Source organism: [Empedobacter] haloabium (assembly GCA_008011715.2).
GTDB classification, from domain to species: Bacteria; Pseudomonadota; Gammaproteobacteria; order Burkholderiales; family Burkholderiaceae_D; genus Rugamonas; species Rugamonas haloabia.
In genome coordinates this window covers 4177446-4196307 of record CP136508.1, presented here as the reverse complement: position 1 = coordinate 4196307, position 18862 = coordinate 4177446, and the positions used below count along the sequence as shown (strand labels likewise).

Genomic DNA, 18862 nt, shown 5'->3' with positions numbered 1-18862 from the left:
CATGGCTATTGAAGGCGTATTAAACGAAGGTTTCATCACCACCTCGGCCGACAAGCTGATCAACTGGGCGCGTACCGGGTCGATGTTCCCGATGACGTTCGGTCTGGCCTGCTGTGCGGTCGAAATGATGCACGTGGGCGCGGCCCGTTACGACATGGACCGCTTCGGCGTCGTGTTCCGCCCGTCGCCACGCCAGTCCGACGTGATGATCGTTGCCGGCACGCTGTGCAACAAGATGGCGCCGGCACTGCGCAAGGTCTACGACCAGATGTCCGAGCCGCGCTGGGTCATCTCGATGGGCACCTGCGCCAACGGCGGCGGCTACTATCACTACTCGTACTCCGTCGTGCGCGGTTGCGACCGCATCGTGCCCGTCGATATCTACGTGCCGGGCTGTCCTCCCACCGCCGAGGCTCTGCTGTACGGCATCCTGCAGCTGCAAAACAAGATCAAGCGCACCAACACGATCGCACGATAAACGGGGCGCGCAACAATATGACTACACATCTGGAAGCATTGCAGGGCGCACTGGCCAGCGCCCTGGGGGAGCGCGTCGCTACGACGGTCGCGCTGGGTGAAATCACCCTCGTCGTCAAGGCCGACGACTATCACGCCGTCATGCAGACGCTGCGCGACAACGCCGCACTGGGGTTCGATACGCTGATCGACCTGTGCGGCGTCGACTATTCCACCTACGGCGAAGGCACGTGGGAAGGCCCGCGCTTCGCGGCCGTCACGCACCTGCTGTCGGTGAAGCACAACTGGCGCGTGCGCGTGCGCGTGTTCTGCCCGGACGACGACATGCCGCTGGTGCAGAGCGTCACCGACATCTGGCGCGCCGCCAACTGGTACGAGCGCGAGGCGTTCGACCTGTACGGCATCCTGTTCGAAGGTCACAGCGACCTGCGCCGCATCCTGACCGACTACGGCTTCATCGGCCATCCATTCCGCAAGGACTTCCCCGTGTCCGGCTACGTCGAGATGCGCTACGACGCCGAGCAGAAGCGCGTAATCTACCAGCCGGTGACGATCGAGCCGCGCGAGAACGTGCCGCGCGTGATCCGCGAAGAAAAATACGGGATGAATTAAATGGCTGAGATTAAGAATTACACCCTGAACTTTGGTCCGCAGCACCCGGCAGCGCACGGCGTGCTGCGTTTGGTGCTTGAGCTGGACGGCGAAGTCATCCAGCGTGCCGACCCCCACATCGGCCTGCTGCACCGCGCCACCGAGAAGCTGGCCGAACAGAAGACCTACCTGCAGTCGGTGCCGTACACGGACCGCCTGGACTACGTGTCGATGATGTGCAACGAGCACGGCTACGTGCTGGCCATCGAGAAGCTGCTGGGCCTGGAAGTGCCGCTGCGCGCACAGTACATCCGCGTGATGTTCGACGAGATCACCCGCATCCTGAACCACCTGATGTGGCTGGGCGCGCACGCGCTGGACGTCGGCGCAATGGGGCCGTTCCTGTACTGCTTCCGCGACCGCGAAGACCTGTTCGACTGCTACGAGGCGGTGTCGGGCGCGCGCATGCACGCGGCCTACTACCGCCCGGGCGGCGTCTACCGCGACCTGCCGGATGCGATGCCGCAGCACCGTCCGTCGACGATTCGCAGCAAGAAGGAAATCGACAAGCTGAACGAACACCGCCAGGGTTCCCTGCTGGACTTCCTGGAAGCCTTCACGACCCGCTTCCCGGGCTACGTGGACGAATACGAGACGCTGCTGACGGATAACCGCATCTGGAAACAGCGGACGGTCGGCATCGGCGTGGTGTCGCCGGAAGATGCGCTGGCGATGGGCTTCACCGGCGCGATGCTGCGTGGCTCGGGCGTCAAGTGGGACTTGCGCAAGAACCAGCCGTACGAAGTGTACGACCTGATGGACTTCGACATCCCGATCGGCACCAACGGCGACTGCTATGACCGTTACCTGGTGCGCGTGGAAGAGCTGCGCCAGTCGAACCGCATCATCAAGCAGTGCATCGAGTGGCTGCGCAACAACCCGGGTCCCGTCATCACGGCCAACCGCAAGGTCGCGCCGCCGTCGCGCGTGGACATGAAGTCGAACATGGAATCGCTGATCCACCACTTCAAGCTGTTCCAGGAAGGCTTCCACGTGCCGCCGGGCGAGGCGTACTCCGCCGTCGAGCATCCGAAGGGCGAATTCGGCGTCTACATCGTCTCCGATGGCGCCAACAAGCCGTACCGGCTGAAGTTCCGTACCCCGGACTACGCTCACCTGCAGAGCCTGGATGAAATGGCGCGCGGCCACATGATCGCCGACGCCGTGACCATCATTGGTACGCAAGACATCGTTTTCGGCAGTATCGACCGATAAGAAGGCGAAAGAATTATGTTATCCGAGCAGTGCTACAAGAAAATCGACCGCGAGTTGGCCAAGTACCCGGCCGACCAGCGCCAGTCGGCCGTGATGGCCTCGCTGGCCCACGCCCAGGTGGAACTGGGTTGGCTGTCGCCTGAAACGATGAAGGAAATCGCCGACTACATCGGCATGCCGGCCATTGCCGTGCAAGAGGTCGCGACCTTCTACAACATGTACAACCTCAAGCCTGTCGGCAAGCACAAGATCACCGTGTGCACCAACCTGCCATGCGCCCTGTCGGGCGGCGTGAAGGCCGGCGAGCACCTGAAGCAGAAGCTGGGCATCGACTACCGCGGCACCACCGAAGACGGCGAATTCACGCTGATGGAAGGCGAGTGCATGGGCGCCTGCGGCGACGCCCCCGTGATGCTGGTGAATAACCACCGCATGTGCTCGTTCATGAGCACCGAGAAGATCGACGCCCTCGTGGAGGAACTGAAGAAATGACCTCGCTGCACGACCGTCACATCAACCCGCTGATCCTGAAGGATCTGAACGGCGACAACTGGCACCTGGAAGACTACGTCAAGCGCGGCGGTTACTCCGCCCTGCGCAAGATCCTGGAACAGAAGATCGCGCCGGAAACCATCATCGCCGACCTGAAGACGTCCGGCCTGCGCGGCCGCGGCGGCGCCGGTTTCCCGACCGGCCTGAAGTGGAGCTTCATGCCGCGCCAGTTCCCGGGCCAGAAATACCTCGTCTGCAATACCGACGAAGGCGAGCCGGGCACGTTCAAGGACCGCGACATCATCCGCTACAACCCCCATGCGCTGATCGAAGGCATGGCCATCGGCGCTTATGCGATGGGCATCACCGTGGGCTACAACTACATCCACGGCGAGATCTTCCAGGATTACCTGCGCTTCGAGGAAGCGCTGGAAGAAGCGCGCGCGGCCGGCTACCTGGGCGACAAGATCCTGGGCAGCGAGTTCAACTTCCAGCTGCACGCGCACCACGGCTACGGCGCCTACATCTGCGGCGAGGAAACCGCGCTGCTGGAGTCGCTGGAAGGCAAGAAAGGCCAGCCGCGCTTCAAGCCGCCGTTCCCGGCCTCGTTCGGCCTGTACGGCAAGCCGACCACGATCAACAACACGGAAACCTTCGCGGCCGTGCCGTTCATCCTGAACATCGGCGCCGAGAACTACCTGGGCCTGGGCAAGCCGAACAACGGCGGCACCAAGATCTTCTCGATCTCGGGCGACGTCGAGCGTCCGGGCAACTACGAAGTCCCGCTGGGCACCCCGTTCGCCAAGCTGATGGAGCTGGCCGGTGGCATGCGCGGCGGCAAGAAGATCAAGGCCGTGATTCCCGGCGGTTCGTCCGCACCGGTGATCCGCGGCGAGATCATGATGCAGACCGACCTGGACTACGACTCGATCGCCAAGGCCGGCTCGATGCTGGGCTCGGGCGCCGTCATCGTCATGGACGAGACGCGCTGCATGGTCAAGGCGCTGGAACGCCTGTCCTACTTCTACTACGAGGAATCGTGCGGCCAGTGCACGCCGTGCCGCGAAGGCACGGGCTGGATGTACCGGATGATCCATCGCATCGAGAACGGCCAGGGCCGCCAGAGCGACCTGGACATGCTGAACTCGATCGCCGACAACATCCAGGGCCGCACGATCTGCGCGCTGGGCGACGCGGCCGCGATGCCGGTCCGGGCGTTCATCAAGCAGTTCCGCGAGGAATTCGAATATCACGTCGAGCACAAGCACTGCCTGGTGCCTGTCTCGGCCTACTAAGCGTCTAATCATGGTTGAAATCGAAATTGACGGCAAAAAGGTAGAAGTCCCACCGGGTTCGATGGTGATGGACGCTGCCAACAAACTGGGCACCTACATCCCGCACTTCTGCTATCACAAGAAATTGTCGATCGCGGCGAACTGCCGTATGTGCCTGGTCGAAGTGGAAAAAGCGCCGAAGCCGCTGCCCGCCTGCGCCACCCCGGTCTCGGCCGGCATGATCGTGCGCTCGCACAGCGAGAAGGCCGTCCAGGCGCAGAAGAGCGTCATGGAATTCCTGCTGATTAACCACCCGCTGGATTGCCCCATCTGCGACCAGGGCGGCGAGTGCCAGCTGCAGGATCTGGCCGTGGGCTACGGCAACAACACCTCGCGCTACGAGGAAGACAAGCGCGTGGTGGTGCCGAAGGATGCCGGCCCGCTGGTGAACATGCAGGAAATGAGCCGCTGCATCCAGTGCACCCGTTGCGTGCGTTTCGGCCAGGAAGTGGCCGGCGTCATGGAACTGGGCATGCTGGGCCGCGGCGAGCATTCCGAGATCACGACGTTCGTCGGCGAGGCGGTCAGCTCCGAGATGTCGGGCAATATGATCGACCTGTGCCCGGTGGGCGCGCTGACGTCGAAGCCGTTCCGCTACAGCGCCCGTACCTGGGAACTGTCGCGCCGCAAATCCGTATCGCCGCACGACGGCCTGGGTGCCAACCTGATCGTCCAGGTCAAGCAGGGCAAGGTGAAGCGCGTGCTGCCGCTGGAAAACGAAGCCATCAACGAGTGCTGGATTTCCGACAAGGACCGCTTCTCGTACGAAGCGCTGGACTCAAGCGAGCGCCTGACGCAGCCGATGCTCAAGCAAGGCGGCCAGTGGAAGGAAGTGGATTGGCAGACGGCGCTGGAATACGTGGCGCACGGCCTGAAGAACATCAAGCACGAACACGGCGCCGACGCGATCGCCGCCTACGCGACCGCCCACTCGACCGTCGAGGAACTGGCCCTCTTGAAGAAGCTGGCCTCCGGCGTCGGCTTCGAGAACGTCGACTTCCGCCTGCGCCAGACCGATTTCGCCCTGGACGGCGAAGTCACGCCATGGCTGGGCATGCCGATCGCCGACGTGTCGACCCTGCAGGGCGCACTGGTCATCGGTTCGTTCCTGCGCAAGGATCACCCGCTGCTGGCCACGCGCCTGCGTTCGGCTGCCAAGAACGGCGCCAAGATCGCGCTGGTCAACGCCACCGGTGACGACAGCCTGATCAAGGTCGCGACGAATATCGTTGCCGCGCCGTCGGACTGGCTGGCCGTGCTGTCCGGTATCGTGTCCGCCGTCGCGCAAGCGAAAGGCGAGGGCGCACCGGCTGGCTTCGAGAACGTCGAAGCGAACGATGCCGCCAAGGCCATCGCCGCCGCGCTGCTCGCTGGTGACGCATCTACTCGTCATCAGGCAGTCTTCCTGGGCAACGCCGCCGTGCAGCACCCGCAAGCCTCCGCGATCCACGCGGCCGCGCAGTGGATCGCCAGCGCGACCGGCGCCAAGCTGGGCGTGCTGACCGAAGCCGCCAACACCGTCGGCGGTTACCTGGTCGGCGCCACCGCCGCCAAGGCCGCGCCGGCGTTCTCCGTGCCGAAAAAGGCCTACCTGCTGCTGAACGCGGAACCGGAACTGGATGCGGCCAACCCGCAAGCGGCCGTGGCCGCGCTGAACGCGGCCGAGATGGTCGTCGTCATGTCCGCCTTCAAGCACGGCGCCGACTACGCCGACGTGCTGCTGCCGATCGCGCCGTTCGCCGAAACGTCCGGCACCTTCGTCAACTGCGAAGGCCGGGCACAGAGCTTCAACGGCACCGTCAAGCCGCTGGGCGAGGCGCGTCCGGCCTGGAAGGTGCTGCGCGTGCTGGGCAACATCCTGGGCCTGCCGGGCTTCGACTACGAAACCTCGGAAAGCATCCGCGACGAAGTGCTGGGCAAGGGCGTGACCGACCTGTCGGCCAAGCTGTCGAATACGACCAAGCTGGCGGTGAAAGCCGCGGCGTTCGGCGCCGGCGACAAGCTCGAACGTATCGCCGACGTGCCGATCCACTTCGCCGACGCGCTGGTGCGCCGCTCGGCACCGCTGCAGGCCACGCCCGACGCGGCCCCGCCGAAGGCGCACATCTCCAAGGCGCTGGCCGAGCAGATCGGCGTCAAGGACGGCGACATGGTGCAAGTGCTGCAAGGCACCGGCTCCGCGATCCTGGCCGCGCGCGTGGACGCGTCGCTGCCGGCCAACGTGGTGCGCGTGCCGGCGGCACACGCATCGACGGCAACGCTGGGCGACATGTTCGGCCCGATCTCCGTTGCCAAAGCAGGGGAGGGCAAGTAAATGGCGCTGGAATTCGTCAACACCATCACCACCAACGGCGAGGCCCTGCTGGGCCCCGTGTGGCCGCTCGTCTGGACGATGATCAAGCTGTTGTGCGTGCTGCTGCCGCTGATGGGCCTGGTGGCCTACGCAACGCTGTGGGAACGCAAGCTGATCGGCTGGATCCAGATCCGTATCGGCCCGAACCGCGTGGGTCCGATGGGCCTCTTGCAGCCGATCGCCGACGCCCTGAAGCTGCTGTTCAAGGAAATCGTCATCCCGACCAAGGCCGTGCGCGGCCTGTTCGTGATCGGCCCGATCATGACGATCATGCCGGCGCTGGCCGCCTGGTCGGTCGTGCCGTTCGGTCCGGAAGCCGTGCTGGCCAACGTCAACGCCGGCCTGCTCTTGCTGCTGGCGATCACGTCTATGGAAGTCTACGGCATCATCATCGCCGGCTGGTCGTCCAACTCGAAGTACTCGTTCATGGGCGCGATGCGTGCATCGGCGCAGATGATCTCGTATGAAATCCCGATGGGCTTCGCGCTCGTGGTGGTGCTGATGGTGTCCGGTTCGCTGAACTTCATCGACATCGTCAACAGCCAGGGCCGCGGCTACTTCGCCGACATGGGCGTGTCCTTCATGTCCTGGAACTGGCTGCCGCTGCTGCCGCTGTTCGTGGTCTACCTGACCTGCGGCCTGGCCGAGAGCAACCGTCACCCGTTCGACGTGGTCGAGGGCGAGTCGGAAATCGTGGCCGGCCACATGGTCGAGTACTCGGGCATGTCGTACGCGATGTTCATGCTGGCCGAGTACGCCAACCTGATCCTGATCGGCGCGCTGGCCTCGATCATGTTCCTGGGCGGCTGGCAAGCACCGTTCAAGTTCCTCGAATTCTGGGGCGGTTTCGGCGGCTTCTTCTGGCTGTTCGTGAAGACGTTCCTGCTGGTCTCGGTATTCATCTGGGTGCGTGGTACCTTCCCGCGTTACCGTTACGACCAGATCATGCGTCTGGGCTGGAAGGTATTCATTCCGCTGACCCTGTTCTGGCTGGTGCTGGTGGCCTGCTGGATGCAGACGTCCTGGAATATTTGGAAGTAAGGGAAGCGCAAAATGGAACGAGTAAAAGACTTTTTCGGCAGCCTGCTGCTGTCCGAACTGATCAAAGGGATGGCGCTGACGGGCAAGTACATGTTCTCGCGCAAGATCACCGTGCAGTACCCGGAAGAGAAGACGCCGATGTCGCCGCGCTTCCGCGGCCTGCACGCGCTGCGCCGCTACCCGAACGGGGAAGAGCGCTGCATCGCCTGCAAGCTGTGCGAGGCGGTGTGCCCGGCCATGGCGATCACGATCGAATCGGACCAGCGCGACGACGGCACCCGCCGCACCACGCGCTACGACATCGACCTGACCAAGTGCATCTTCTGCGGCTTCTGCGAGGAATCCTGCCCGGTCGACTCGATCGTGGAAACCCACGTGCTGGAGTACCACGGCGAGAAGCGCGGCGATCTGTACTACACCAAAGAGATGCTGCTGGCTGTCGGCGACCGCTATGAAGCGGACATCGCCGCCAACCGGGCGGCGGACGCGGCGTACCGCTGATCGAAACCAACCTGATCAGGATTTACATGGACTTCATAACCGTATTGTTCTACGTGTTCTCGACCATCATGGTCGTGGCCGCGGCGCGCGTCATCACTGCGCGCAATCCCGTGACGGCGGCACTGTTCCTGGTGCTGGCGTTCTTCCAGGCGGGCGGCATCTGGATGCTGCTCAAGGCCGAATTCCTGGCGATCGTCCTCGTGCTGGTGTACGTGGGCGCCGTGATGGTGCTGTTCCTGTTCGTCGTCATGATGATCGACATCGACAACACCAAGCTGCGCGAAGGGTTCTGGAACTACCTGCCCGTCGCCTCCATCATCGGCGGCATCATCGTGCTGGAGATGGCGTCGGTACTGTGGCGCAGCTGGGGCGTGGCCGGTCCGCAGGCACCTGCCGCCGCCGGCACCATCGGCAACACGAAGGAACTGGGCAAGCTGATCTACACCCAGTACATCTATGCGTTCGAAATCGCGGCAGTGATCCTGCTGGTGGCGATCATCGCCGCCGTGGCGCTGACCCTGCGCAAGCGCAAGGACATCAAGTACTTCGATCCGGGCGAGGCCGTACGCGTCAAGCGCAACGACCGCCTGAAGATCGTCAAGATGGATGCGGTCTCGACGCGCAACGACGTCGCCGCCGCAACGAAGGAGGCCCCATGACTTTATCGCTGGCACACTACCTGGTCCTGGGCGCGATCCTGTTCGCGATCTCGATCGTCGGTATTTTCCTGAACCGCAAGAACGTCATCGTGCTGCTGATGGCCATCGAGCTGATGCTGCTCGCGGTGAACATGAACTTCATCGCGTTCTCCCATTACCTGGGCGATGCGGCCGGGCAGATCTTCGTCTTCTTCATCCTGACCGTCGCGGCCGCCGAATCGGCGATCGGCCTGGCGATCCTGGTGGTCATGTTCCGTAACCTGGACACCATCAACGTCGAAGACCTGGACAGCCTCAAAGGCTAGTTTTTAACCCTCGAATAATAAACAGACAAGGTTCATCATGACGGGGCTTAACCCTAACCTTCTTCTTGCGGTTCCGCTGGCGCCGCTGGCGGGTTCCGCGATCGCGGGCCTGCTGGGCACCAAGTTCTTCGGCAACGTGGCCGGCCGCAAGGTATCGACGGCCGCCACCATCCTGGGCGTGCTGGTCGCGTTCCTGATCTCGTTCCAGACCCTGCTGCAGGTGCTGGACGGCGCCACGTTCAACGACACCGTCTACCGCTGGATGACGGTGGCCGGCGTCAAGCTGGTCGTCGGCTTCCAGATCGACTCGCTGACGGCGATGATGATGTGCGTCGTCACGTTCGTCTCGCTGATGGTGCACATCTACACCATCGGATATATGGCTGAAGACGAAGGTTACAACCGCTTCTTCTCGTATATTTCGCTGTTCACCTTCTCGATGCTGATGCTGGTGATGTCCAATAACTTCCTGCAGCTGTTCTTCGGCTGGGAAGCGGTGGGCCTGGTGTCGTACCTGCTGATCGGCTTCTGGTACAAGCGCCCGACGGCGATCTTCGCCAACATGAAGGCGTTCCTGGTCAACCGCGTGGGCGACTTCGGCTTCATCCTCGGTATCGGCCTGCTGCTGGCGTATGCCGGCACGATGGACTACCAGGAAGTGTTCGCCAAGCGCGAGCAACTGGCCCAGCTGACCCTGCCGGGTACGGACTGGATGCTGCTGACGGTGGCCTGCATCTGCCTGTTCATCGGCGCGATGGGTAAATCGGCCCAGTTCCCGCTGCACGTGTGGCTGCCGGACTCGATGGAAGGCCCGACCCCGATCTCGGCACTGATCCACGCCGCGACGATGGTGACCGCCGGCATCTTCATGGTGTCGCGCATGTCGCCGCTGTTCGAGCTGTCCGACACCGCGCTGTCCTTCGTGCTGGTGATCGGCTCGATCACCGCGCTGTTCATGGGCTTTTTGGGCATCATCCAGAACGACATCAAGCGCGTCGTCGCTTACTCGACGCTGTCGCAGCTGGGCTACATGACCGTCGCGCTGGGCGCCTCGGCCTACTCGGTCGCCGTGTTCCACCTGATGACGCACGCGTTCTTCAAGGCGCTGCTGTTCCTGGGTGCCGGCTCGGTCATCATCGGCATGCACCACGACCAGGACATCCGCAACATGGGCGGCCTGCGCAAGTACATGCCGATCACGTGGATCACGTCGCTGCTGGGTTCCCTGGCCCTGATCGGCACGCCGCTGTTCTCCGGCTTCTACTCGAAGGACTCGATCATCGAGGCGGTGCACGCCACCCACATCGCGGGTGCCGGCTTCGCCAACTTCGCGGTACTGGCCGGCGTGTTCGTCACGGCGTTCTACTCGTTCCGCATGTACTTCCTGGTCTTCCACGGCAAGGAGCGCTTCGGCCAGGCCCACGCGCACCACGACCATCACGACCACGCCGCCGACCTGGCGAAGGGCGCGCACGACTCGGACGCGCACCATGAAGAGGACGAGGACGATCACGGCCACCACGGCCTGGCCCCGGGCGAGAAACCGCACGAGTCGCCGTTCGTCGTCTGGTTCCCGCTGGTGATGCTGGCGATTCCTTCGGTGATCATCGGCTTCCTGGCGATCGGCCCGATGCTGCACGGTACGTTCTTCGACAACGTCATCTTCGTCGATCACGCCAAGCACGCGGCGATGCACGAACTGTCCGAGGAATTCCACGGCCCGCTGGCCATGGCGATCCACGGCCTGATGACGGCACCGTTCTGGCTCGCGCTGGCCGGCGTCGCGGCAGCCTACTACTGCTACATGATCAACCCGCGTGTCCCTGCCTGGTTCTACAGCAAGTTCAAGTTCCTGCACACGCTGCTGGACAACAAGTACTACATGGACGCCTTCAACCAGGCCGTGTTCGCCAAGGGCGCACGCGTGCTGGGCAACGGCCTGTGGCAGGTGGGCGACCGTGCCCTGATCGATGGCCTGCTGGTCAACGGCAGCGCGAAAGTGGTGGGCTGGTTCTCGTCCCTGACGCGACTGGCGCAGACCGGTTACATCTATCACTACGCGTTCGTCATGATCATCGGCATCCTGGGCTTCCTGGTGTACTTCCTGCCGTTCTGGCACGCTTAACACCGACACGCAAAAGAGATAAAAGATGCAGTCACAAATTCCTTACCTGAGCCTGTCGATCTGGTTGCCGGTGCTGTTCGGCCTCGTCATCCTGGCGATCGGCCGCGACTCGCGCGCCGGCCTGGTGCGCGTGCTGGCACTGATCGGTTCCATCGTTTCGCTGCTGCCGACGATCCCGCTGTTCACGCAGTTCGACAATGCCGCCCATGGCGTGCAGTTCGTCGAGAAGTCGGCGTGGATCGAACGCTTCAACATCTTCTATTCGCTGGGCATCGACGGCCTGTCGCTGTGGTTCGTGCCGCTGACGGCCTTCATCACGGTCATCGTCGTGATCTCGGCCTGGGAAGTGATCCAGGAACGCGTCGCCCAGTACATGGGCGCATTCCTGATCCTGTCCGGCCTCATGATCGGCGTGTTCGCCGCGCTGGACGGCCTGCTGTTCTACTTCTTCTTCGAAGCGACCCTGATCCCGATGTACATCATCATCGGCGTGTGGGGCGGTGCGAACCGCGTGTACGCGGCGTTCAAGTTCTTCCTGTACACCTTCCTCGGCTCGCTGCTGACCCTGGTGGCCCTGATCTACCTGTACAACAAGTCGGGCACGTGGGACATCCTGGAGTGGCACAAGCTGCCGCTGTCGATGCCGGAGCAGATCGCGATCTTCGTCGCCTTCTTCATGGCCTTCGCCGTCAAGGTGCCGATGTTCCCGGTGCACACCTGGCTGCCGGACGTGCACGTGGAAGCGCCGACCGGCGGTTCCGCCGTGCTGGCCGCGATCATGCTGAAGCTGGGCGCCTACGGTTTCCTGCGTTTTTCGCTGCCGATCGTGCCTGACGCGTCGCACTACCTGGCGCCCGTCGTCATCGTGCTGTCGCTGATCGCCGTGATCTACGTGGGCCTGGTGGCCCTGGTCCAGAAGGACATGAAAAAGCTGGTCGCCTACTCGTCGATCGCGCACATGGGCTTCGTCACCCTGGGCTTCTTCATGTTCAACGACATGGGCACGCAAGGCGCCATCATGCAGATGATCTCGCACGGCTTCGTGTCCGGCGCGATGTTCCTGTGCATCGGCGTGCTGTACGACCGCGCCCACTCGCGCCAGATCGCCGACTACGGTGGCGTCGTCAACAAGATGCCGAAGTTCGCCGCGTTCTTCATCCTGTTCTCGATGGCCAACTGCGGCCTGCCGGCGACCTCCGGCTTCGTCGGCGAGTTCATGGTGATCCTGGGCGCCGTGCAGTTCAACTTCGTCACGGGCATCCTGGCCGCGACCGCGCTGATCCTGGGCGCCGCCTACTCGCTGTGGATGGCCAAGCGCGTCATCTTCGGCAAGGTGACGAACCACCACGTGGCCGAGCTGACCGACATCAACGGCCGCGAGTTCTTCATGCTGGGCGTCCTGGCGATCGCCGTGCTGGCAATGGGCCTGTATCCGGCGCCGTTCACCGACACGATGCAGACTTCCGTGGCGGACCTGCTGAAGCATGCCGCGCAGAGCAAGCTGGCACTGACCGCACCTTGATTGCAGATAGGACCAAAGTTTCATGAATACACCCAACCTGATCCCGATCTACGCAGAGATCTTCCTGGTGGTCGCCACCTCGGCGATCCTGCTGATCGACATGTTCCTGTCCGAGTCGAAGCGCGGCATCACCTATGCGCTGTCGCTGCTGGCACTGGTGGGCTGCGCCTGGTTCACGTTCGTCGACTTCCAGGCCGGCACCACGACGTACACGTTCTACAACATGGTCGTGTCCGACCCGATGGGCAACCTGCTCAAGCTGTTCACCTACCTGACCGTGGGCATCACGTTCGTCTACTCGCGCCAGTACACCACCGACCGCGGCATGCTGGGCGGTTCGCTGGGCGGCGAGTTCTACGTCCTCGCGCTGTTCTCGATGCTGGGCCAGATGGTCATGATCGCCGCGAACAACTTCCTGTCCATCTACCTGGGCCTGGAACTGATGTCGCTGGCCACCTACGCCCTGGTGGCGCTGCGCCGCGACCACACGATGTCGACCGAAGCGGCGATGAAGTACTTCGTGCTGGGCGCGCTGGCGTCGGGCTTCCTGCTGTACGGCATGTCGATGCTGTACGGTGCCACCGGCACGCTGGACCTGTCGGCGATGGCCGCCAAGATCGCCAGCGGTACCGTGACGCCGACGATCCTGGTGTTCGGCCTGGTGTTCGTCGTGGCCGGCCTGGCCTTCAAGCTGGGCGCCGTGCCGTTCCACATGTGGGTACCGGACGTCTACCAGGGCTCGCCGACCGGCGTCACCCTGCTGCTGGGCGCCGCGCCGAAGCTGGCCACGTTCGCGATCTGCATTCGCCTGCTGGTGGAAGGTCTGCTGCCGCTGGCACTGGACTGGCAGCAGATGCTGATGATCCTGGCCGTGCTGTCGCTGGCCATCGGCAACCTGACCGCCATCGCGCAGACGAACCTGAAGCGCATGCTGGCCTACTCGACGATCGCGCAGATGGGCTTCGTGCTGCTGGGCCTGATGGCGGGTGTCACGGGCCAGGACCAGAGCAACGCGTCGGCCGCCTACAGCGCCGCGATGTACTACTCGATCACGTACGTGCTGACCACGCTGGGCACCTTCGGCCTGATCATGGTGCTGGCACGTGCCGGTCATGAAGCGGAAGAACTGGCCGACTTCAAGGGCCTGTCGAAGCGTTCGCCGTGGTTCGCCCTGGTCATGACCCTCTTGATGTTCTCGCTGGCCGGCGTACCGCCGATGATGGGCTTTGCCGCCAAGCTGGCGGTGCTGCAGACCGTGCTGCAAACCGGTCAGCTGGGCCTGACGATCTTCGCCGTGATGGCGTCGCTGGTCGCCGCGTTCTACTACCTGCGCGTCGTCAAGACGATGTGGTTCGACGAACCGACCGACACGGCGCGCATCAGCGTCGCGCTTGATAAAAACATCGTGCTGGGCCTGAACGCCCTGCTGGTGGTGGCCCTGGGCGTCGTGCCCGGCCCGCTGCTGGACGCCTGCCTGCGCACGATGAAAGCCACGCTGATCTCCTGATCATGGACGTCGGCGCGGCGGCTTGGTTGGTGATCCTGCTGGCACTGCTGGCCGCCAACCTGCCGTTCATCAATGACCGCCTGTTTGCCGTGGTGCCGCTGAAAGGCGGCACCAGCGCGGCACGCAAACCCTTCCTCGTGCGCCTGCTCGAACTCGTCGTGCTGTTCTTCGTCGTCGGGTCCGTCGGCCGCCTGCTGGAAGGGCGCATCGGCACGGTGTTCCCGCAGACGTGGGAGTTCTACGCCATCGGCGCCTGCCTGTTCGTCGTGCTGGCCTTCCCCGGCTTCGTCGTCCGCTACCTGCGCAAGCGCCACTGAAACACCAAAACCCGGGACAATCCCCTGTTTCGAGGCAAGCTTGCCTTGAAACAGGGGACTGTCCCGGGTTTTTCGCTGCTACACTGTTGTTTTTTTGATTGGAGCGTGCATGAGCGATACGCACCTGAAGGAAACCAAAGTGGACGGCGGCCTGGCCTACGACGGCGGCTTCCTCAAAGTACACAAAGACCGCGTGACCTTGCCCAACGGCGCCACCACGCACCGCGAATACATCCGCCATTCCGGCGCCGTGACGATCCTGCCCGTGCTGGACGACGGCCGTATCCTGCTGGAGCGCCAATACCGCTACCCGAACGACCGCGTCTTCATCGAGTTCCCGGCCGGGAAGATCGATCCGGGCGAGGACCACCTGGAATGCGCCAAGCGCGAGCTGAAGGAGGAGACGGGCTACACGGCGCGCGAATGGCAGTTCGTGGCGACGATCCACAATGCCATCGCCTACTCGGACGAGCACCTGGAGCTGTACCTGGCCAAGGGCCTGGTGGCAGGCGAGGCCGAGCTGGACGACGGCGAATTCGTCGAGTGCTTCACGGCCACCCTGGACGAGATGCTGGCATGGGTGCGCAGCGGAGAAATCACGGACGTGAAGACGATCATCGGCACGTTCTGGCTCGACAAGCTGCGCTCGGGGCAGTGGACGCCGCCGGCAAAATGACGGCGCGGCGGGCCGCGCTGGCCGCCTTGCTGGCACTTTGCGCCGGCAGCGCCCACGCGGCCCGCACACCGTTCCAGATCCGCTGCGAGGACACCATCAGCAAGACGATCTCGGTGCTGTCGTCCAAGCAGAACGGCTACACGATCAACACCCAGCTGTCGTACAAGATGCTGACGGCGATGAAGGGCGTGGCGTCGCGCAACCAGTTCGTGCTGGGCCTGACGCGTACCGAATCGCGTGTGCAGGTCGGCCTGGCCGGCCAGATGCTGCAGGACCCGGCCAGTGGCTACGAATGCGTGGCGCCGCAGATCAAGGTGCAGCTGACGTACGAACCGGTGAAGATCTACGTGGGCAGCGAATTCCCGGTCGGGACCTGCGGCTACCAGGAGATCCTGGCGCACGAGATGCGCCACATGCAGGCGTACATGGCGCACCTGCCGAAAGTGGAAAAAGTGGTCTCCGCCGCGCTGGCCAGGCGCTTCGAGGGCAAGCCGCTGTATGCGCCGGCCGGCACGGCGCGCTCGGCACTGGCGTTCGAGATCGACAGCGGCTGGCTGCCCTACATCAAGGCCGAGATGGCCAAGGTGGAGGCGGTGCAGGCGCAGATCGACTCGCCGGCCGAATACGCGCGCCTGAGTAAGGCGTGCGGCGGCGAGATCCAGAAGATATTGATCAAGACAAGAGCACTCCGATAATGACAGCCGTACCGCAGCGCGAGGTCGTGCGCTACTTCGCATTGATTCCCGCCGCCGGCGTCGGCGCCCGCATGGGCGCGGCCGGCCCGAAACAATACCTGCCGCTGGCCGGCAAGCCGATGCTGCGCCACACGCTGCAGGCCTTCCTCGACTGCGCGGCGATCGCGCACGTGTACGTCGTCGTCAGCGCGGGCGACGGTTACATCGACGATGTCGTTGCCGATTGCGGCGCGCGCGTGACGGTGCTGCGCTGCGGCGGCGCCACGCGCATGGAATCGATCCGCAACGGCCTGCACGCGCTGGATGCGCGCGACGACGACCGTATCCTGGTGCACGACGCGGCCCGGCCCGGGCTGACGCCGGCGCTGATCGAGAAATTGATCGACGCGGCCGGGGCCAACCCGGCCGGCGGCCTGCTGGCCTTGCGAGTCGTCGACACTGTCAAGAGCACCCGCAGCGGCCGCGTCGAGACGACCCCGCGTGACGGCCTGTGGCTGGCGCAGACGCCGCAGATGTTCCCGTACGAACTGCTGCGGCGCGCGCTGGAGCAGGCGCCCGATCCCGAGGCGATCACGGACGACGCCTCGGCCGTCGAGATGCTGGGCTTGTCGCCCCAGCTGGTCGAGGGCCATCCCCGCAACCTGAAGGTGACCTTGCCGGCCGACGTCGGCATCGCCACCTTGTACCTGACCCACGAGCACATATGAACCAACCCGTACTACCATTTCGTATCGGCCAGGGCTACGACAGCCACCGCCTGGTCGAAGGCCGCAAGCTGATCCTCGGCGGCGTCGAGATCGCGCACGACAAGGGCCTCTTGGGCCACTCCGACGCGGACGCGCTGCTGCACGCCGTCACCGACGCCATCCTGGGCGCCGCCGCGCTGGGCGACATCGGCCGCCACTTCCCCGACACCGCCGCCGAATTCGCCGGCGCCGATTCGCGCGTGCTGCTGCGCGAGGCGGCGCGCCGCGTAAGGGAAACCGGCTACGACATCGGCAACGTCGATGCGACCATCATCGCCCAGCGCCCGAAGATGGCGCCGCACATCGCCACGATGGTGGCCCATATCGCGGCCGACCTGGGCGTGGCGCCTGGGCAGGTCAACGTCAAGGCCAAGACCAACGAGAAGATGGGCTACCTGGGGCGCGAGGAGGGCATCAACGCCGAGGCGGTCGCGCTGCTGGTGCGGCGCCCCGATTGACGATGCGCGACCTGTCGGCCTACCGCGAAGTGGCGCTGGAGTCGTTCGACGCCGGCGGCGTGGTGCGCCTGCGGCCGATGGTGGGGCAGGCCTACCACCCGTGGCTGAAGGTCCAGGGCCCGCGTGCGATGACAGCCGGCCATCCCGTCGGCACGCGCTTTCTCGTGCATGCCAAGCTGACCGACCGGCTCGGCGGCGAACCTTACCTGTATGTCTACCATGGCGATCCCATCGTCGTGCTGAGCGACGTACAGGCCCGCAAATTCCTGGCGGAGTTCCGCCGGGGCCGCATCTGAGGAGGAGACGATGATCCGGATACGCGAGATCGACCATATCGTGCTGCGCGTGGTGAACCTCGAGCGCATGCTGCACTTCTACACGCAGGTGCTGGGCTGCGGCATCGAGCGGCGCCAGGACGAGATCGGCCTGGTGCAGCTGCGCGCCGGCAGCGCGCTGGTGGACCTGGTGCCGGTGGACCAGAAGCTGGGGCGCATGGGCGGCGCGGCGCCGGGGCGGGAAGGGCGCAATGTCGATCACTTCTGCTTCCGTGTCGAGCCGTTCGACGAGGCGGCGATCCGCACCCACCTGGCGTCGTTCGACGTGGCGGCGGGACCGACCGAGTCACGCTACGGCGCCGAAGGGGAGGGCCCATCCATCTACCTCGAGGACCCGGAAGGCAACACGGTGGAGCTGAAGGGCCCGCCGTATTGAGCAAACCGGTTGCGGCGTGGCTGGCGGCGGCGCAGGCTGGCAGTCTTGGCATGTCAGGTGCGCGCGATGACCGTCTGGTACCGGATCTGGACCTATATCCTGCCCGTCCCCATGTGGCTGGCGGAGTACTTCATGCGCACCATCATGAAAAATCCGGAGGCCGACGATTTCTTCCCGTCCAGCCTGGCCGCCGCGGCGCTCGGGCTGGTCATCCCGGTGCTGGCGCCGAAGCCGGTCGCGGCTGCCGCATCGGTCACCATTCCGGCGGGCACCATGCTCGTCAGCCAGAGCGACGAAGCCGTGCGGCGCTGGGCTACCGCCACACTGTTCGGCGGCACGCTGCTGTGGCTGGTCACCGTTTACCTCAGCATCGGCGGCCGCTGGCCGCCGGGCTGGCCGGCACAGGATATCGATCAGAAGTTCTGGATTGGCGTTAGACTTTACGCGATTGCCTTTGCCCTGGATGAACGAAAGGAGCGCATAGGATGGATTTCCAGTCGCTCGCCATTGTCGCGGGCGTGTTGCCGGCCGTGATGCTGTGCATTCGTGCGCTCATCAAGGCGTTCGTCGGCACGCAAAGCGTGTACTTTCTCAGCGACAGCTCCGGCCGTAAGGTGCAGTTCGTCTTGGACAAGAACGCCAGCGAGGCCGAGCGCGCCGCCATCATCGATCGCAAGGCGCGCGAGCTGCAAGAGATGGCGTAACGCAACAGCGGGATGCCAACACATGGAAACGCTGCGTACCGGGACCGCGGTCGTCAAGCGCGCGTACCGGCAAAACCGCATCGAACCGCAGAAGAACCCCTGACACCACCGCCGAGCCCCCTGTCCACCTTGGGGCACACCCCGCCATTGACGCAGGCTCATCCGCTCGAAAGGCCGAGGCCGTGTCTCGTCTCGGGGTCAGGCACCGAACCGGGACACGAACTCATCCGTCAGTACTGTCGAGAGATTTCCACCTCGCCTCGGGGTCAGACACCAAACCTGGACACGAACTCGTCCGTTAGTGCTGTCGAGAGATCTCCATATGGCCTCCGCCGCTGTGGAAACGATACCACAACGGCTATGAAAAGCTTTT

General features: G+C 64.1%; 22 protein-coding genes. All 22 read left to right on the top strand.

Going from position 1 to position 18862, the window contains the following annotated elements; genetic code table 11:
• The first annotated feature begins 1 nt into the window (after position 1).
• The 22 genes from E7V67_018300 (at position 2) to E7V67_018195 (ending at position 18489) form a co-directional block, all read left to right on the top strand.
• On the top strand, positions 2 to 478 hold the full coding sequence (locus E7V67_018300; protein ID WUR11643.1) for an NADH-quinone oxidoreductase subunit B family protein: 477 nt from the start codon (positions 2 to 4) through the stop codon (positions 476 to 478).
• Between the two features lie 17 nt (positions 479 to 495).
• Positions 496 to 1089, top strand: a complete 594-nt coding sequence (locus E7V67_018295; protein ID WUR11642.1) for an NADH-quinone oxidoreductase subunit C — start codon at positions 496 to 498, stop codon at positions 1087 to 1089.
• Entirely contained in the window at positions 1090 to 2343 is a 1254-nt protein-coding gene (locus tag E7V67_018290) for an NADH-quinone oxidoreductase subunit D (protein WUR11641.1), read from the top strand.
• A 15-nt stretch (positions 2344 to 2358) separates the two neighbouring features.
• Positions 2359 to 2835 (top strand): NADH-quinone oxidoreductase subunit NuoE, encoded by a 477-nt coding sequence (gene nuoE, locus E7V67_018285; GenBank protein WUR11640.1) that lies wholly within the window; start codon positions 2359 to 2361, stop codon positions 2833 to 2835.
• Positions 2832 to 4130 (top strand): NADH-quinone oxidoreductase subunit NuoF, encoded by a 1299-nt coding sequence (gene nuoF, locus E7V67_018280; GenBank protein WUR11639.1) that lies wholly within the window; start codon positions 2832 to 2834, stop codon positions 4128 to 4130. Before nuoE ends, nuoF begins: the two co-directional genes overlap by 4 nt.
• A gap of 10 nt (positions 4131 to 4140) precedes the next feature.
• Positions 4141 to 6483 carry an NADH-quinone oxidoreductase subunit NuoG gene (gene nuoG, locus E7V67_018275; protein WUR11638.1) on the top strand — a complete coding sequence of 781 codons (2343 nt, stop codon included), beginning with the start codon at positions 4141 to 4143 and terminating at the stop codon, positions 6481 to 6483.
• On the top strand, positions 6484 to 7563 hold the full coding sequence (gene nuoH, locus E7V67_018270; GenBank protein ID WUR11637.1) for an NADH-quinone oxidoreductase subunit NuoH: 1080 nt from the start codon (positions 6484 to 6486) through the stop codon (positions 7561 to 7563).
• A gap of 12 nt (positions 7564 to 7575) precedes the next feature.
• Positions 7576 to 8064: an NADH-quinone oxidoreductase subunit NuoI gene (gene nuoI / locus E7V67_018265; GenBank protein ID WUR11636.1), complete on the top strand. Its 489-nt coding sequence runs from the start codon at positions 7576 to 7578 to the stop codon at positions 8062 to 8064.
• Positions 8065 to 8090: 26 nt separating this feature from the next.
• Positions 8091 to 8723, top strand: coding sequence for an NADH-quinone oxidoreductase subunit J (locus tag E7V67_018260; protein WUR11635.1), 633 nt, complete (start codon positions 8091 to 8093; stop codon positions 8721 to 8723).
• Positions 8720 to 9028 carry an NADH-quinone oxidoreductase subunit NuoK gene (gene nuoK / locus E7V67_018255; protein ID WUR11634.1) on the top strand — a complete coding sequence of 103 codons (309 nt, stop codon included), beginning with the start codon at positions 8720 to 8722 and terminating at the stop codon, positions 9026 to 9028. The genes E7V67_018260 and nuoK overlap by 4 nt, the downstream gene beginning before the upstream one ends.
• A gap of 37 nt (positions 9029 to 9065) precedes the next feature.
• Positions 9066 to 11153 (top strand): NADH-quinone oxidoreductase subunit L, encoded by a 2088-nt coding sequence (nuoL, locus tag E7V67_018250; GenBank protein WUR11633.1) that lies wholly within the window; start codon positions 9066 to 9068, stop codon positions 11151 to 11153.
• A gap of 25 nt (positions 11154 to 11178) precedes the next feature.
• Positions 11179 to 12675: an NADH-quinone oxidoreductase subunit M gene (locus E7V67_018245; protein WUR11632.1), complete on the top strand. Its 1497-nt coding sequence runs from the start codon at positions 11179 to 11181 to the stop codon at positions 12673 to 12675.
• A gap of 22 nt (positions 12676 to 12697) precedes the next feature.
• Positions 12698 to 14182 carry an NADH-quinone oxidoreductase subunit NuoN gene (gene nuoN, locus E7V67_018240; protein WUR11631.1) on the top strand — a complete coding sequence of 495 codons (1485 nt, stop codon included), beginning with the start codon at positions 12698 to 12700 and terminating at the stop codon, positions 14180 to 14182.
• Between the two features lie 2 nt (positions 14183 to 14184).
• Positions 14185 to 14499 carry a DUF2818 family protein gene (locus E7V67_018235; protein WUR11630.1) on the top strand — a complete coding sequence of 105 codons (315 nt, stop codon included), beginning with the start codon at positions 14185 to 14187 and terminating at the stop codon, positions 14497 to 14499.
• A gap of 109 nt (positions 14500 to 14608) precedes the next feature.
• Positions 14609 to 15175, top strand: a complete 567-nt coding sequence (locus E7V67_018230) for an NUDIX hydrolase (protein ID WUR11629.1) — start codon at positions 14609 to 14611, stop codon at positions 15173 to 15175.
• Positions 15172 to 15870, top strand: a complete 699-nt coding sequence (locus tag E7V67_018225) for a hypothetical protein (protein ID WUR11628.1) — start codon at positions 15172 to 15174, stop codon at positions 15868 to 15870. Before E7V67_018230 ends, E7V67_018225 begins: the two co-directional genes overlap by 4 nt.
• The gene (gene ispD, locus E7V67_018220; GenBank protein WUR11627.1) at positions 15870 to 16577 is read left to right on the top strand and encodes a 2-C-methyl-D-erythritol 4-phosphate cytidylyltransferase; all 708 of its coding nucleotides are present in this window, start codon (positions 15870 to 15872) and stop codon (positions 16575 to 16577) included. Before E7V67_018225 ends, ispD begins: the two co-directional genes overlap by 1 nt.
• Positions 16574 to 17074, top strand: coding sequence for a 2-C-methyl-D-erythritol 2,4-cyclodiphosphate synthase (gene ispF, locus E7V67_018215; protein WUR11626.1), 501 nt, complete (start codon positions 16574 to 16576; stop codon positions 17072 to 17074). The genes ispD and ispF overlap by 4 nt, the downstream gene beginning before the upstream one ends.
• A gap of 2 nt (positions 17075 to 17076) precedes the next feature.
• Positions 17077 to 17370: a hypothetical protein gene (locus E7V67_018210; protein ID WUR11625.1), complete on the top strand. Its 294-nt coding sequence runs from the start codon at positions 17077 to 17079 to the stop codon at positions 17368 to 17370.
• A 10-nt stretch (positions 17371 to 17380) separates the two neighbouring features.
• Positions 17381 to 17785 (top strand): VOC family protein, encoded by a 405-nt coding sequence (locus E7V67_018205; protein WUR11624.1) that lies wholly within the window; start codon positions 17381 to 17383, stop codon positions 17783 to 17785.
• A gap of 66 nt (positions 17786 to 17851) precedes the next feature.
• Positions 17852 to 18319 carry a hypothetical protein gene (locus E7V67_018200; GenBank protein WUR11623.1) on the top strand — a complete coding sequence of 156 codons (468 nt, stop codon included), beginning with the start codon at positions 17852 to 17854 and terminating at the stop codon, positions 18317 to 18319.
• Positions 18271 to 18489: a hypothetical protein gene (locus E7V67_018195; protein WUR11622.1), complete on the top strand. Its 219-nt coding sequence runs from the start codon at positions 18271 to 18273 to the stop codon at positions 18487 to 18489. The genes E7V67_018200 and E7V67_018195 overlap by 49 nt, the downstream gene beginning before the upstream one ends.
• Positions 18490 to 18862 lie beyond the last annotated feature (373 nt).